This is a genomic window from Edaphocola aurantiacus, assembly GCF_019797745.1.
GTDB lineage: Bacteria > Bacteroidota > Bacteroidia > Chitinophagales > Chitinophagaceae > Edaphocola > Edaphocola aurantiacus.
In genome coordinates this window covers 92,806-108,051 of sequence record NZ_VOSI01000002.1, presented here as the reverse complement: position 1 = coordinate 108,051, position 15,246 = coordinate 92,806, and the positions used below count along the sequence as shown (strand labels likewise).

Genomic DNA, 15,246 nt, shown 5'->3' with positions numbered 1-15,246 from the left:
TCTCCGGAAGGGCTTTTTTTATAATCCGGCCAGTCGTTCCAGTGCCTTTTCCATATTGATGCCGCGACCCAGTACGGGTTTGAAAAGATCTCCTTTTTCCCCGATCCGTTCCAGTGCATTATATATATTAAAGTCCGTTGGCTTCAGTCCTGCTTTCAGTTCCTCCCATTCCAATGGCATGGATACCGGAGCGCCAGGCCTGGGCCGCAGGCTGTACACGCTCGCCAGCGTCTGTCCCTGTCGGTTCTGGAGGTAGTCGAGATAGATCTTTCGATCACTTCTTTTTTTCAGGCTGCGTTCCAGTGTGGTCAGTTCCGGTAATCGTTTATTGACCTCCTGCATGAGCAGGTGTGCGAAATCTTTTACCTGTTCAAATGTATACTGCGCACCCATCGGAAGGTATATGTGTATGCCCGTGCTACCGGAGGTTTTACAGTATCCTTTTATCTTAACCTGGTCCAGTATCTCCTTTACCTGTACTGCGGTTTCGATCACCTCATTAAAGGTATTCTTCGCAGAAGGATCCAGGTCCAGTACCAGGAAGTGTGGGTACTGCAGATCAGGCAGGGCACTGTTCCAGGGATTAAGGTCAATGCAGCCAAGGTTGTTGAGGTAGGCTAGGGAAGCTTTATTATTGCAGATCAGGTAATGAATGTTTTTATCAGTCGATGCTGAAAACACATCTGTCGTTTTGATCCAGTCCGGTGCATGCTCATCCGCATCTTTCTGGTAAAAACTATCGCCCTCAATGCCGTTTGGAAAGCGGTTGAGCGACAAAGGACGATTCTTCAGATGCGGCAAAATATACGCCGCTACTGACTGATAATAATCAATAACCATACCCTTGCTGATCTTTTCTTTAGGGAAGTAAATCTTATCCTGGTTAGTTAGTATAATTTTGTGGCGGTTTAAAGTGATTACTTCTTCACCCGCTTTCTGCGTGGTCGCTTTCTTTTTCATTGTTTTGGTTTTTTCGGTGATATCACCGGCCTCTTTATCCTCCCTCAGCCCGACAAACACCGGGTGCCTGTAGATACCGTCTTTGGTAATTTCGGAGAATTTAATTTCACATACCAGTACCGGTGCTACCCAGGTAACCGGAGCATTGGTTTTCGGTATTGTATTAAATGGACTTTTATTTGTAATCAGTGGCTTTAACCTGGTATAGATATCATCAAGTGATTGGTGATTGAATCCTGTACCGGTATGCCCACAATAGGTAAGCACATCATCTATATATTTACCCAATATGAGCGCTCCGAATTTGTGCCGGGAGCCACGGGGTTCCGTAAAGCCGCAGATAATGGTCTCTTGTGTATTCGTAAATTTTACTTTGAGCCAATCCTGGCTTCTGTAGTTTTTCCGGTACACACTGTCGGCTCTCTTGGCTATCATTCCTTCCAGTTGCATCGCCTTTAGCCGTTCAAAGAATGCAATACCTTCCTCGGGAATATGGTCGCAGTACTGCACCAGCTGTGTTGCGGTCAGTGCTTCTTTCAGCAATTCTTTGCGTTGCAACAGGGGCAACATTTCGGTGCTGTGCCCGTTCAGCCACAGCAGGTCGAATACATGATACACCAGGGTCAGATCTGGATAGTCATCAATCTGCTGCAGCAATTGGAAGGACGGTTTACCCTCTGCATCATAAGCAACGATCTCCCCGTCCAGTACCATATCATAAGACTGTGCAGAAAGGTCTTCCGCAATGCTATGGAATTTTTGGGCAAATGAAATGCCGTTTCGGGAGTACAGTTGTACTTCCTTATGTCGCAGATCGGCTATTGCCCTGTAACCATCCCACTTAATCTCGAAAATCCAGTCCGGGTCATCGAATGGCTGCGCATGCAGACTGGCCAGCATTGGATGTATGTAGTGTTGTAGTTTGCGTTCCTTGCCCAAGGTATTAAAGTGCCGTACCTCAGGCTTCAGGGCTTCTTTGTTTTCGCGACCGGGCTTTTTTTTTGTTTCAGAAATTTCGTAACCTCAGATCTTTTAGCAGTATGCGCTTCCGCATCATAAGGACTTTCCGCATAGCGGTCATGATGCTTGATCAGCAGCCAGGCATTTTCTTCTGCCTGTTTCATTTTAACCAGGGCAAATTCACCCTTCAGTTTTCTGCCTTTCAGTATAAACTTCAGTGATCCGGAATGCAGCTCCTTCAGCAGCTGTTTTTCATCATCCAGCTTACTTTCTTCCAGCGGCTCGTATGTACCATGATCCCAGACTTCTACCTGTCCTGCTCCATAATTGCCTTCCGGTATATTGCCTTCAAAATCTTTGTAGTCATAAGGATGATCCTCCACCATCATAGCCAGGCGTTTATCAGCCGGATCAAGAGAGGGTCCTTTGGGTATAGCCCAGCTTTTCAATACACCATCCATCTCCAGCCGGAAATCATAGTGCAGTCGGCTGGCGGCATGCCTTTGAATAACGAAGATGAGCTTTCCTTTGCTGCTTTTGCTGCGGCCTTCCGGCTCAGTGGTCTCGTCAAATTTTCTTTTTTCATTGTAGTCTTTCAGTGTTTTCATGAGGCCGTGGTTTTGCGTTTACGGGATTGCAGGCTGGCCTTCAATTGTGCCATCAGATCTACCACTTTACCTTTATCCGGTGCAGCCGTTTTTTTCGCTTTCACCGTTTTGCCTTTCGCTTTCTGCTTAATGATTTTCAGCAAAGCTTTAGCATAATTATCCTCATACACAGTAGGGTCAAAGGTCGATGATAATTGCTCAATGAGGCTTTTCGCCATTTTTAGCTCGGCAGGCTTAGGTGCTTTTGCAGCCGGTAATTTCAGGTCTTTATAATCCCTTACCTCTTCAGCAAAGCGCAGGCGTTGCAGCATCAGTACCTCATCATTATAAGGTCGTATCATACCTATGGCCTCACTCTCGCGCAATACAAAAGTGCCTATACCCGCCATACCTGTATGGAGCAGGGCATGCAGGAGCAGTCGATAGGCTGTTTCTCCACTTTTCTGAGGTTCAAGAAAGTAAGGGTTTTCAAAATATACACTGTCCACATCAGCCTCTTTGACAAACTGATCTATAGACAGGATTTTTGTTTTTTCGGGCATGGCCGCTGCAAAGTCCTGTTCCTCCAATACCACATAGTGGTCTTCGATCAGGTATCCCTTTACAATATTTTCCCATTTTACCTCTTTACCGGTATGGGCATTTACACGCTTAAATTGAATGTTAGAGAGGTCTTTACTATCCAGCATATCCAGGTCCAGTTTACTGGTTTCGGTAGCAGAGTAAATTTTGATGGGGATGTTGACCAGGCCAAATCCTATGGCACCATTCCAGATTGCTTTCATATCCTGTTTTTTAAAAATCAACAATTGAAGCACCTAGCGGTGGTAGGGGGCTAATAGAAATGCTATGGTACTTCCTGTTTAATGCTTACGCTTGCGGTAATAAAAATTCAGTACTAAAAGGCAACAGTTTACCAGGAGCGAAAATGAATTGGTCACGATAATAGGCCAGTCTTGTTTTTGAATACCATATACCACCCAAAGGCTTAGTCCGATAAGTAATGCCGTAAGCATCAACACTGAGATGTCCTGCGGCTTTTGTTCCCTGATCAGTTTTATCAGCTGGGGTAGTAAGGATATACCGGTAAAAATGCCGGCTACAATGCCTGTCATTTCCGTACTCATAGGTGAGCATAAAATTAGCGCATATCAGATTAGCAGCAGGTGATATGTTATATAAACTTATGTTATAATGTATGGGACATGGCCCCTTTACTCCTTTGTAATCGGTACAAATGCGGGCAGACCTTTATAATATTGCCGCAGCAGGAAACGGTATGGATCTATTCCATGATGAAAATATTTAGGCGCATTTTTACAATACGCTCTATATTCATCCGTAGCCGCAAGTGTGATGGGCACACCGGGACGTACAAAATAGGTTGTCGGTACAGATGCCGGTAAGACCATTTCCGGTAATGTCTTTTGTATAATGCTGCCCAGAGAACGGCCCAGGTATTTCTGATAGGCTTCAGATGATTTCCTGGCCTGCTTTTTCATCTTTTTAAAATTCACTTTCCTGTTGATGTAAAACCTCTTCAGCAAAGACATCTCATCAATACGCTGCATCAGGTTAAGCAATGGATTCGGTTCATTGATATCAATGTCTACCTGCTGGGTCGTCAGCGGCATTTCCGGTACGGGATCTTCCGTATTGACAATGCTGAAGCTCCATTGAGAAAGATTGGCATTATCATAATCGTAAGCAAAATACATATTGCCCATTTTTGGGGGCGCACTGGCGTAGGTCTTCACGATAATATCCCGGAGTATGCCTTTATTTCTTTCCTGCATCAGCCATGCGCTTACATAGTAACATAAAGCACCTCCCTGCGAATGCCCTCCCACAATAAATTTGCGGTAACCTTTAGTGTAAAGATCATGGATCTTAGGTTGTATCTGATCGGCCAGGTAGACAAACCCTATGAGAAAACCGGCGTGCACCGCTGCCCTGGGGTCGCTCGCCAGTTGGTAGGCAAACGATTTATGTTTGCTGAGGCTTACAGATCCTTGTGCCGGGACCATGGCACAGTAAAAATCTTCCAGTATAGATTCCATCTTAGCGGTGGTGCCGCGGAGCATAATGACTACGGTGGAATCATCGCGCAGCCACATATCAGCAGCATTGTCCAGACCCACAGATGGAGAACGGTAATAGATATGATAACCCTCTAAAAAGCCTTCAAATTTATGGCTCAATACCGTATCCAGAAACGCAAAGTTTAAGTGCAATATATCTTCACACTCCAGAGGATCGAAGCCGGGGCGAAGATTAAATTCAGGTGCAGTAAGCTGTGTATTGGGATTTCCGGGCACTGCATATACAGGTCCAAACAGCAGTGTCATGAGTAGCACTATGGCTGAAAGTATATTTTTGCACATACGTTTAGTTTTATTCCCTTTATAAATGTAATGAATAAAGAGGGAAGTGTCAAGGAATGACGCAGACAGCAATCTGGCTAGGGGCTATGCAGTAACGATTGCCAGTCCGCGAGGAGGTTATGCAATCCGTTATCCGCAATCATTTCATCGACTGTTTAAAAGCAGGGCAAATGTCTCTCCATTAGAATTCAGGAATTCATTTAAATCCGCAGGCTAAAGATTTTTATTGATCGTTTTTGAATTTGTTTTAAAATGTACGCTCGGCGAATCGCTTTAAACGGGTATAGGATTGAAATGCTGCATTCTTTGAGATGTCGTAAGGGTGCGCAAATTCATCGCTCTTAAAACGAATGTTCATTACTCATGAACGTTTTTTGAATCTATTGACCAAATGTTCAGTTCAGGGGCAATATTATATCGTGGTTTATTATTTTTTGATTAAGGAACACAAGAAATATCCATAAATGGTGATTAATATTTTAAAATAGGCTGTTTAGTTATATATATTTGCAGTTTAACCAACTGTTTACACTGTTACTTCTATTATGTTACCATGTCATTTGAGAAAAGCTATTGTTTTATTACTCCTGTTAAGTTTCTGTTCTGCCAAAGCATCTGCCCTTCCAACGCTTGATACAAATGCCGTCAAAGCAAATATTAAAACCATTACAGATAGCATCACGGCCAACCCTGCTTTTGCCAAAGACCTGGCAAGCCGTACTTTACAAGCATCGCAGCAGATCAATTATCCATGGGGTATTTTTATGAATACACTGGCATTGGGTTCTATAGCCTACAACAATGGAGAACGGGAACAGGCCATCAAGCTGCATCAAACGGCCTTGGCCTATGGGCGTTCGCATGGATTCAAACAAAAAGAAGCCATCGTGCTGAGCAATCTTGCAAAGGATTATGGCGGTTCTGGTAATACCAAAAAAGCAATCGCTTTGTATCATGAAGCGATGAAGGTGGCACAGGAAATCAATGACAGCGCTCAGATCGGTATATCATTGCAGGGCTTGGGCCAGACATACAGTAATATTGGCTATTCAGAAGAAGCCATTAAATACTGCAGCCAGGCTGCTGAAATATTTATAAAAAAGGAAAAATATTCCTCACTAAGATTCTCCTATAATCATATCGCCTCTGCTTATATAGACCTTTCCCAATTTGATAGCGCTTATAGGTATGTCTGGTTGTCGAAGCGTGCTTATGATGCCACCGGAGCCACAGTGCCGCAGCTGGACTTTTATATGAACATGGCTATTTGTTGTGACTCTTTAAAAATGAAAGATTCCGCAGCTTACTATTTTGAAAAAGTAATTATCGCTGCCCGTGAAGTGAATGATGAAATAGCACTACAGCCTGCCTTAGCCTACCTGGCGATTAAAGAGGCCGCAGCGGGCAATACCACTAAAGCCATTAAATATTATAAGGAAGCATTGCTGCTAACAGAGAAGTTCAATAATCTCGAAGGCAGCATTACTATAACAGGTAGCCTTGCAAAATTATATGCCAAAAACGGCGACTATGCAAATGCATATGAATATGCTTTAAAAGAGGCCGCATTCAGAGAGGATTACATCAACCAGGAGAAAATAAACGCTGTTACGGCACTCAATGCAAAATTTGAAAAGCAGCAATTACAATATGAGTTTGACAAGAAAACAGCTGCTACAGCACTGGCTAATCAACAGAAAATAGCCAAACGAAATATGCTGTTATACGGCTTTATTACACTGGCTTTGCTGTTAGGCGTGGTCATTATTTTCGTAGTTAAATCGTTCAGACAAAAAGCGATCATCACTGCGAACAAGAATGAACAGCTGAAACAACGATTATTACTTACGCAGATGAACCCGCATTTCATTTTTAATTCAGTAGACAATATTCAAAGCCTTATCCACAGCAACAAAGATGAAGAGGCGATCAATTACCTGACAAAGTTTTCCAAGCTTACCAGACAGATCCTGGAGAACTCGAGGGAGAACTATATCGGACTGGATGAAGAGCTTAATATGCTGGATAACTACATGAATATTCAAAAGCTGTTGTATAATAATAATTTTACGCATAAGGTAACGGTAGACGAGGGTATAGATCCCGAAGCTGTTTTACTGCCGCCCATGCTTACTCAGCCTTTTATTGAAAATGCCATCAGGCACGGGCTGAAGCATAAAAAAGAAGGTGGAATTATTCATGTCCGTTTTTACATGAAAGCGCAACAGTTGTTTTTTGAAGTAACCGATAACGGAACAGGGCTTGCCGAAAAAGAAACAGCAGAAGGGCAGCGCTCTTTATCCACACAAATTACCCGGGAAAGACTGGAGAGTATCGCATCCGATAAGAAGATCACTATTCATACACTGAATATCACCGGCGAGAATAATACGATACAAGGCGTTAAGACCTTTTTTGAAATTCCATACAGTTATAATTAATCAGGACATGCTCAGAGCGATTATCATAGACGACATTCATAATATCCGCCAGAAAAACGTGGCGCTCATAAAACAATATTGCCCAAATGTTGCCATTATTGCGGAAGCGGACAGTGTTGCGTCCGGAGTTACTGCGATCAAGAAATATTTGCCTGATCTTGTTTTCCTGGATGTTGAAATGGGCGATGGCACAGGGTTTGATCTGTTGCAAAACCTAAAGCCCATTGATTTTAAAGTGATATTTATAACAGCCTTCCAGGAGTTTGCCGTTAAAGCTTTTCGGTTCAGTGCCATTGATTTCTTATTGAAACCTATTGACCCCTCAGACCTTATTGAAGCGGTTACAAAAGCCCAGGAAACCTTAAGCAAAGAAATGCTGGAGCTGCAATTCAGTACCCTGTTTTCCAATATTGAACGCCCCAGAAACCTGCAGAAGATTGTGCTGAAAACAGCGGAGAAGGTTTACTCCATTAATGTGCAGGATATCATCCGTTGCGAGTCTGAAAAGAACTATACCACTTTCTATATGCTTAATGGCCAGAAGCTGCTTGTATCTACTACCCTGAAGGAGTATGAAACCATGTTACTGCCTATGGGATTTTTCCGTACGCACCAGTCACACCTCATCAATATGCTTTACTTCGATCATTATGTAAAGACAGATTCCGGAAGCATCATTATGAAAGACAAAACTGTGATTCCGCTTTCTGTCAGGAAGAAGGAAGAGTTTTTTACTGCCCTCAATTCCATATAAATATTACGCACATCGTCTCGGTGGCAACGAATTTTCAAAAAGTACCGGCGAATTTTCATTTGCTTAAAATGGTATTGCTATGCGTATTATTTTGCGCATGCAAATTTTTTAAAACAAAACTTATTTAACATGATTTCAAGATTGACATTGATTATTGCCGGCGTACTTTCCATCATTTCTGCATGGTTGCCATGGGTTGAGTTATTAGGAGAATCTCATAATGGTTTTATGGGAGACTATGGAGGTAATCCGGGACTGTTCTTTATTGTACTGGGTGCTATTATTTTAGGTATGGGTGCCCTGAACAAGAAATGGAGCGCCGTTGTAGCCATTCTGTTTTCCATACTCGTTTGTATGCTCGGACTGAAATATTATAACGATTCTACTACAGGAGATGCATTAATCGTAGGCGCTAAAGTTGGTTCTGGTGTGTACTGCATGATTTTTGCCGGATTCATTGGCATTGTAGGAGGTATTATGCGCTTTTTCGTTAAAAAGAAAGTTGCTGTTGCTGCCGCTGCCTAGACCCGATTTTAGCCCTGTAAACTATCTATACCAGCAAAAGCCTTTAACTAAGATCTCCCTATCCGTAAAAATGTAGCATTGAACCTGAATAAATTTAATCCCCAAAAAATAAAAAATGAAAAAGTACCTCTTGCATGTAACCGTTATCGCGGCTTTAGCATTCCAGTCCTGCAGTCAGAGTCAGCCACTGGTAGAGACCAAACTGGAAAAATATGATCTGACGATCACGATGCCTAAAAGCACTAAGGTTCCGGAATTTCAGGATTTTAGCGCCAGCGAAACGGATACGGAATTATCCGATTATGATTTTAATATCAGTGAGGCGAGAGTTGGTCTTACCGAAATCAGAGAGTCTGCCTATCCTAATGATACCACAATGCTGAAGCAGGCGGTAACCGGAAGCGAAGACTTTATAGAAATGATCGAAACCAAACAGCTGACCAACGGCGCTTTCGGGGTTATTTTTAAAATGAAAGGCTCTAACGGGTCTCCGATTAAAAATTACCTGTTCTACTTTAAGAAAGGCAATCGATACTTTAAAATGGAGCCTATATTTAATACTGATTTAGAAGAGCTGGATAAACAACTTGCCGCTTTCCAAAGCCTGAAATAATTACTGAATACTATTACCCTGCCGGTGCTTAATACACCGGCAGGGTTTTGACAATCGTCACCGATTCTGATACAGAGTAACATTTAAACAACTGATATATTAATTTATGAAACATCTTCGCTTTGCCCTGTTGGGAGCATTCGCACTTTTGACGAGCACGGTACACGCCCAGCTTACAGCCTTTATTAATGGTAAGCCTGTGAAATCAGGTGCTACAGTTAGCCCGAAAGATCTGACTTCATTGGAAGTCAGTTTTAAAAATCCGAAACTTCCTTCCTTCATTTATGGAAGAACAGTATTGGTGGTAGATATCCTGACGGCAAAAAATGAAGAAGAAGGCTATTGGTATCTGAGAAAAGATGGTACCGCTGCTGTAGAGGATTTTTTGAAAAGCACTCCTGCTTCAAAGAAGTTTAAGGTTTTTGAAAAAGGCGCTATGGATATGGGCGGTAATAACCTGGACTGGATATTTGGTGCTGCTCCCGGAAGAGAAGCCAGCAAAGTGCTGCAGGTTAAAATCTCCTTTAACTACAGAGAAAAGACAGGATATGAAGAGTATGGCCAGTCCATTGCTTTACTGGATCCTATCGTGCTGAATGTGCCGGTATGGGAAGCCAAAAATTTGTACCTGCCTTTTTTGGACCTGAAAGTAGATAAGACCAATATCGCGAGTGATTTTAACTTACAACAAAGTGGTCGTCTGGGTGCCACAGGAACCATATTTGGGTATGAGTTGGGGGATAAGAATAATTATCGATATACAGTATATGCAGTATCCAGCGATGATTTTCCGGGTATGAATGCAGAGGAGCTGGCCAATGATTTTATCCATGCTGCAGCCGGTAACGCATCGCAGGGCTGGGTAACCAAATTTGCAAACTACGATATCGAAAAATATACTATCGACTGGAATCATATTAATGGACTGCTGTCTGACCGCAGAAGAATTCCGAGTCTGAGCTGGAAGAACAACAGAGAAATCAAGAAAATGGATCTGATGACCCTGTATCAGCCGGTAAATATGAATGGTCTGAAAGGGTACACCTTTAGCGCCGATCAGGAATTCAGGGTAAGCAAAACGGACAAATGGGAACCCAACGGTCAGTTTGTGGTCTATATCCTCGCGCATCCTACTAATCCTAAATTAACCCTGGTAGCCTCCACATCTGTACACAATGATGCTAAGAGCACAGCAGAAATGGATGCTTTCTTAAAAAGTATCGTTAACGCGATTAAAAAGTAAAACAGCATTGCAGCATAAGCTGCGAAAATCAATTGTATGAAATACCTACGCATATTTCTTTTAGCGGTACTCCTATTTTCTGTAGGCATTTCACATGCACAGATATCAGCTTACATTAATGGTAAGCCGGTAAAAACAGGCGCGACAATCAGTCCGAAAGATCTGGCTTCACTCGAAGTCAGTTTTAAAAATCCTAAAAAGCTATCTGCTGTTTATGGAAAGTCTGTATTGTCCATAGATATACTGGATGCCCAAAATAAGAATCAGGGATTCTGGTTCCTGCAGAAAGACGGTACTGTTGCGGTAGAGGATTTTCTCGAAAATACTCCGGCAACAAAGAAGTTCCGGGTTTTTGAAGATAAAGATATGCTGCACGGTACCAGTGACCTTAAATTGACATTTCTTAATGCAGCAGGACAAGAAAGCTGTAAAACGGTTCAGGTTAAGATTGCACTGATCTATCGCGAGAAGACAGGATACAATCAGTATGCGCAGGCCATTTCTTTACTGGAACCGGTTATTCTTAATGTTCCGGTTTGGGACACCAAGAATTTATATTTACCAATTGCAGACCTGCGTGTAGACAAAAGTAATATTGCAGGTGATTTTTCATTGAGAGAAAGCAGCCAACAGAATGCACAACGCATACAGTGGTATGAGCTGGCAGACAAGCATAACTACCGGTATACTGTTTGTGCCATTTCAAGTGATGATCATCCGGGCATGAATGCAAAAGAGCTGGCTGCTGACTTTATTCATGAAGCAGCCTTGTATGCCGCGCAGGATTATGGCGCCAGATTCAGTAACTATGATATCGGAAAATATACCATCCCATGGGATGATATAAACCGGTTGAAGAGTGAGTACAAAAGAATCCCAAGCCTGGACTGGAAGAAAAATAAGGAGATCAAGAAAATGGATCTGATGGATATGTATCAACCGGTAGTGATTAATGGCTTAAAAGGATACACCTTTAAATCAGATGCAGAAGTAAGGTCAAGTAAAGGAGACAAATGGCAGGACAACGGTAAGTTTGTGATCTATGTTCTTAATCATCCCACCAATCCTAAACTGACCTTAGTGCTGACCACTTCTTTATATAACGAGGCTATAAATGTAGAGGAAACGGATGCGTTCTTAAAGAATATTATTAACGGTATTAAACATTCATAAACATGCAAAAAGTATTCTTAACCATTCTGGCACTTGTAAGCATAACAGTTTGTAATGCCCAGAGCATTGAGTCGGGTAACCATAGTACAAAGGGCTATATTAAAAGCAATGGCACTATTGAAAACAGCAGCCACTCGACGGTCGGCTATATTAAAAGTGATGGTACTATTGAAAACGGTAGCCACAGCACTATTGGTTATATCAAAAGCAACGGCACGATCGAGAACAGCAGCCACTCTACAGTGGGTTATGTCAAAAGCGATGGTACTGTTGAGAACAGTAGCCATAGTACGATCGGCTATATCAAAAGCAATGGCACGGTGGAGAACAGTAGCCACAGCACCATTGGCTATGCCAGCGGTGTAAAGAAAGAATGGGCAGCAGTAGTCTATTTCTTTTTTAAGTTTTAGTAATGAAGGCTCCTTTATTTGTTCAACTAATTTTCAATCTTAATTATTAAAAAAAAATGAAGAACGTATTTACCATAGCAGCATTATCAGTAGCCGTTATTATGGCATCATGCAGCGGCGCTGAAGCGAATCCGGCCGGAGCGGCCCCGAAAGAAACCAAAACAGCGGCGCCTTCCACTCCAGGCAAAATGAAAGAGTTCATGGCCATGCTGGATGGTACCGAAGGTAGTGCCCAAAAGGCTGCTGATGCTTATTTTAGTGATGAATTGAAAAAGAGTCTGGAAGAAGGAAATAGCCTCACCTTCACTGATTATATTATGAGTAGTGCAAAGGTTGTTGCTTCCAACGGGCCTTGCTGTACCATGGACGCAAAAGCAGGCGTTACTACCCGCAGCTTCAAGGTATGCTGGCAGGACGATAAAATTGTCAGTATTGAAGATCTGGGCATAAAGTAATCCCTTTTTTGCTTGCCGGATTATAGATATTTCTGACAGGCAGCACTGCAGTGTTGCCTGTTCTATCCTTAACAACACGAACATATAAAATAATACAATGAAACATTTACTGAAAGCCGCATTTACCCTCATGGCGGTGGTTTTATGTACAGCAGCATTTGCACAAAGTACCGGTGCATATTTAAAGTATGACCTGAATGGGAAAACCATATCCCATAAGAACGCAGAGCTAAACGCGTACAATAAGTTTGAGCCGGAAACCGAAGATGAAAAAGCAGGCAATGATCACGTACTGTATGTATCTTATGAAGTAAAAGTGCCTTATAAGCTGGATATCATCATCCATACACCACCTCATGCTGCTCCTGTAGTGGGTAAGTTACCTTATGTACAAACTGTAGTTCCAAAGAATGGTCCTTGTCCGAGCGTGCATTTTTCGATGACGAAGACAGTAGGCGAAGAGTTTGAGTTCTATGGATCAGAGGACGCTACTGCAGGAAATTTTGAAATTACAAAAGTGGCTGCCGGCTGGGTAGAGGGTAAATTTGATATAGAATTACCAAGACAATACAGTACTAACGGTGAAGTGCTGCACATTACCAATGGCACTTTCCGCTTCAAGATAGATAAAGAGATGAAAGATTAAGTATCTACTGCAATAAAAAAGTCCGGCCTTAAGGCCGGACTTTTTTATTGCAGGGAGGTAGAGATTCGAACCTTATGGGTAACTTTGGAGCTAATGATCTATTTGAGATCTTAAATTTTCAATCTTCCTTTTGTATTAAAGTATAAAATGCCAAATGTAAAAATGAACCACAATTATTGCAACAGAAGAGTACCTTCTGCCTGGCTTCCTTATATCGGTCAATGTAGAGCATTCCCCTTTCATGTTTGCGATTAAATTACTTTGATTTTCCCTTACCTATTGTGAAATAATGTTTATCGTATAATGATCAGATATTTAACTGGTCCATGAAATAGCGTCTTATACTATCACTTTATAGTGATTATATAGTATGCTGAAACACAATACAGTAAAAGATTCCATCGCTAACTCATTGTTTTTTACAAAAATGTGAAATATTTAATTAAAAAATATTTTATTGATTACTAATAACATTTTTTCACATTCGGGGCTGAATCGTTAAAATTTATAAAAAATAATAATACTTTTGCGTATCCTCTAAAGCCCCTTTGCTATACTTAAATTCGCTATGTTCAAGTCGTTTTTATTATTGCTATTGTGTATACTCCCGGCATGGATCAGTGCCCGGGCACAGGAGGCATCTGCCATTGAAGACAGTACAGAGATCGTGCATGCAGCAGAGGTGTATATCCAGAAGCAATACCGCCAGCACCTGCAATACCAGCAGAAAGCTTCCCGCGCACAACAACGCATGCTGCGCAAACTGCAGCGACAGGAGACCCGTCTGGCTGCCAAACTGCAACGCAGCGACAGTACTTTATATGCACAGTATCAGAAATTGCGTGCAGCCAACTACGACAGTATCCGTAAAACGGCAATGGATACGGCATTACTGAACAAGCTGGCCGGCCAGCAACCGGTTAAAGCACTGGATAGCCTGAAGAAAATACAATCCTTTATACAGCAAAAAATACCTGGTGGCACAGGCTTATCCGTACCCGGTATAGATAAACTCAACAGCCAACTGAATGCACAGGACTACCTGAAGAGCCAGGTTAAAAAACGCAGCGATGCGCTGAACCGCCTACTGGGCCAGTCTGCTTTCGCATCCCAACTGGGTAGACTCAATAAAGCGTATGGCTACGGCACCCAGCAGGCTGGGTACTGGAAGAAAATTGTACAGGACCCTGATGCAACAGAAGAGAAAGCCCTTGATCTGCTGCAGGGTATAGAAGGATTTAATGAGATGCTGTCCCGTTCTTCACTTCCGGGCATGTCTTCCGGAAACCCGGGTGAACAGGACCTGAAACAAATGGGCTACCAGACCAAATCTTCGGTCAATGCCGCCCTGGAACAGCAATTCGGCAACCAGTTACAACAGGTACAGCAACAGGCGGCACAGCAGGTACAGGACTATAGTAAACAATTAGGACTGGAGAAGCAAGCAGCTAAAGTAAAGCAGGCTGCTCAAAGTATGCAAGAGGCAAAAAATACCATAAAAGACACTAAAGATAAAGTCAAACAAGCCAGGCAGAGCCTCCGTAATCCTATGGATGATCTGAAAAATCCGATGCGGGGTATACCATTCTGGCAGCGTTGGGAATACCAGCACAACCTGCAAACACAAAGAGCATCCCCTAAAAAGCCTGTTATGTTACAGGCCGGTTTGAATGCTGCTTATCGCCATAGTCCGCGCATCAGTATAGGTATAGGACTGGATGCCAGCCTGGGACTGGGCCGCGACTGGCAGCACCTTAGATTAAGTTACGAAGGCCTGACCGGAAGAGTATTCCTGGACGGACAACTGATCTGGGGCATCAGTCTGCAGGGTGGTTATGAGAAGAGCCTCAAACCCCTGAACCGGTCTTATGTACAGTTGCAGGAGCGTTATGGCAATGCCTCCAATGTACGTACCGCTATGGGATTATTACAGGATGCCGCCTATATAGGATTGATGAAAACCTATCGCATCAACCGCAATCAGCAGGGCACCTTCCTGGTCGGCTATAATTTCCTCAACGATAAAACAGGCATAAACAGCCCATGGATCATCCGGTTGGGCTATAAATTATAA

15 protein-coding genes are annotated in these 15,246 nt (G+C 42.7%); 10 read left to right on the top strand and 5 right to left on the bottom strand.

Going from position 1 to position 15,246, the window contains the following annotated elements; all coding sequences use genetic code 11:
* Positions 1–18: 18 nt before the first annotated feature.
* The 5 genes from ligD to FTD44_RS05165 form a co-directional block, all read right to left on the bottom strand.
* Positions 19–1,860, bottom strand: coding sequence for a DNA ligase D (gene ligD / locus FTD44_RS05185; RefSeq protein WP_222165482.1), 1,842 nt, complete (start codon positions 1,858–1,860; stop codon positions 19–21).
* Positions 1,861–1,925: 65 nt separating this feature from the next.
* The gene (locus FTD44_RS05180; protein WP_222165481.1) at positions 1,926–2,528 is read right to left on the bottom strand and encodes a DNA polymerase ligase N-terminal domain-containing protein; all 603 of its coding nucleotides are present in this window, start codon (positions 2,526–2,528) and stop codon (positions 1,926–1,928) included.
* The gene (gene ku / locus FTD44_RS05175; RefSeq protein WP_222165480.1) at positions 2,525–3,313 is read right to left on the bottom strand and encodes a non-homologous end joining protein Ku; all 789 of its coding nucleotides are present in this window, start codon (positions 3,311–3,313) and stop codon (positions 2,525–2,527) included. The genes FTD44_RS05180 and ku overlap by 4 nt, the downstream gene beginning before the upstream one ends.
* 78 nt (positions 3,314–3,391) lie before the next feature.
* A complete protein-coding gene (locus FTD44_RS05170; protein ID WP_222165479.1) occupies positions 3,392–3,655 on the bottom strand; it encodes a SemiSWEET transporter in 264 nt (87 codons plus the stop codon).
* Between the two features lie 87 nt (positions 3,656–3,742).
* Positions 3,743–4,876, bottom strand: coding sequence for a lipase family protein (locus FTD44_RS05165; RefSeq protein WP_222165478.1), 1,134 nt, complete (start codon positions 4,874–4,876; stop codon positions 3,743–3,745).
* Positions 4,877–5,472: 596 nt separating this feature from the next.
* Here FTD44_RS05165 and FTD44_RS05160 point away from each other — a divergent pair.
* The 10 genes from FTD44_RS05160 (at position 5,473) to FTD44_RS05115 (ending at position 15,246) form a co-directional block, all read left to right on the top strand.
* Positions 5,473–7,353 carry a tetratricopeptide repeat-containing sensor histidine kinase gene (locus tag FTD44_RS05160; RefSeq protein WP_222165477.1) on the top strand — a complete coding sequence of 627 codons (1,881 nt, stop codon included), beginning with the start codon at positions 5,473–5,475 and terminating at the stop codon, positions 7,351–7,353.
* A 7-nt stretch (positions 7,354–7,360) separates the two neighbouring features.
* Positions 7,361–8,107 carry a LytR/AlgR family response regulator transcription factor gene (locus FTD44_RS05155; protein ID WP_222165476.1) on the top strand — a complete coding sequence of 249 codons (747 nt, stop codon included), beginning with the start codon at positions 7,361–7,363 and terminating at the stop codon, positions 8,105–8,107.
* 129 nt (positions 8,108–8,236) lie between these two features.
* The gene (locus FTD44_RS05150; RefSeq protein ID WP_222165475.1) at positions 8,237–8,632 is read left to right on the top strand and encodes a hypothetical protein; all 396 of its coding nucleotides are present in this window, start codon (positions 8,237–8,239) and stop codon (positions 8,630–8,632) included.
* A gap of 115 nt (positions 8,633–8,747) precedes the next feature.
* A complete protein-coding gene (locus FTD44_RS05145; RefSeq protein WP_222165474.1) occupies positions 8,748–9,245 on the top strand; it encodes a hypothetical protein in 498 nt (165 codons plus the stop codon).
* Positions 9,246–9,351: 106 nt separating this feature from the next.
* Positions 9,352–10,488, top strand: a complete 1,137-nt coding sequence (locus FTD44_RS05140) for a hypothetical protein (RefSeq protein ID WP_222165473.1) — start codon at positions 9,352–9,354, stop codon at positions 10,486–10,488.
* Between the two features lie 36 nt (positions 10,489–10,524).
* On the top strand, positions 10,525–11,661 hold the full coding sequence (locus tag FTD44_RS05135) for a hypothetical protein (RefSeq protein WP_222165472.1): 1,137 nt from the start codon (positions 10,525–10,527) through the stop codon (positions 11,659–11,661).
* Between the two features lie 2 nt (positions 11,662–11,663).
* Positions 11,664–12,071, top strand: coding sequence for a 5-fold beta-flower protein (locus tag FTD44_RS05130; RefSeq protein WP_222165471.1), 408 nt, complete (start codon positions 11,664–11,666; stop codon positions 12,069–12,071).
* A 56-nt stretch (positions 12,072–12,127) separates the two neighbouring features.
* Complete coding sequence (locus FTD44_RS05125; RefSeq protein ID WP_222165470.1) at positions 12,128–12,526, top strand: hypothetical protein; 399 nt, start codon at positions 12,128–12,130, stop codon at positions 12,524–12,526.
* A 97-nt stretch (positions 12,527–12,623) separates the two neighbouring features.
* On the top strand, positions 12,624–13,172 hold the full coding sequence (locus tag FTD44_RS05120) for a hypothetical protein (protein ID WP_222165469.1): 549 nt from the start codon (positions 12,624–12,626) through the stop codon (positions 13,170–13,172).
* Positions 13,173–13,740: 568 nt separating this feature from the next.
* On the top strand, positions 13,741–15,246 hold the full coding sequence (locus FTD44_RS05115) for a hypothetical protein (protein ID WP_222165468.1): 1,506 nt from the start codon (positions 13,741–13,743) through the stop codon (positions 15,244–15,246).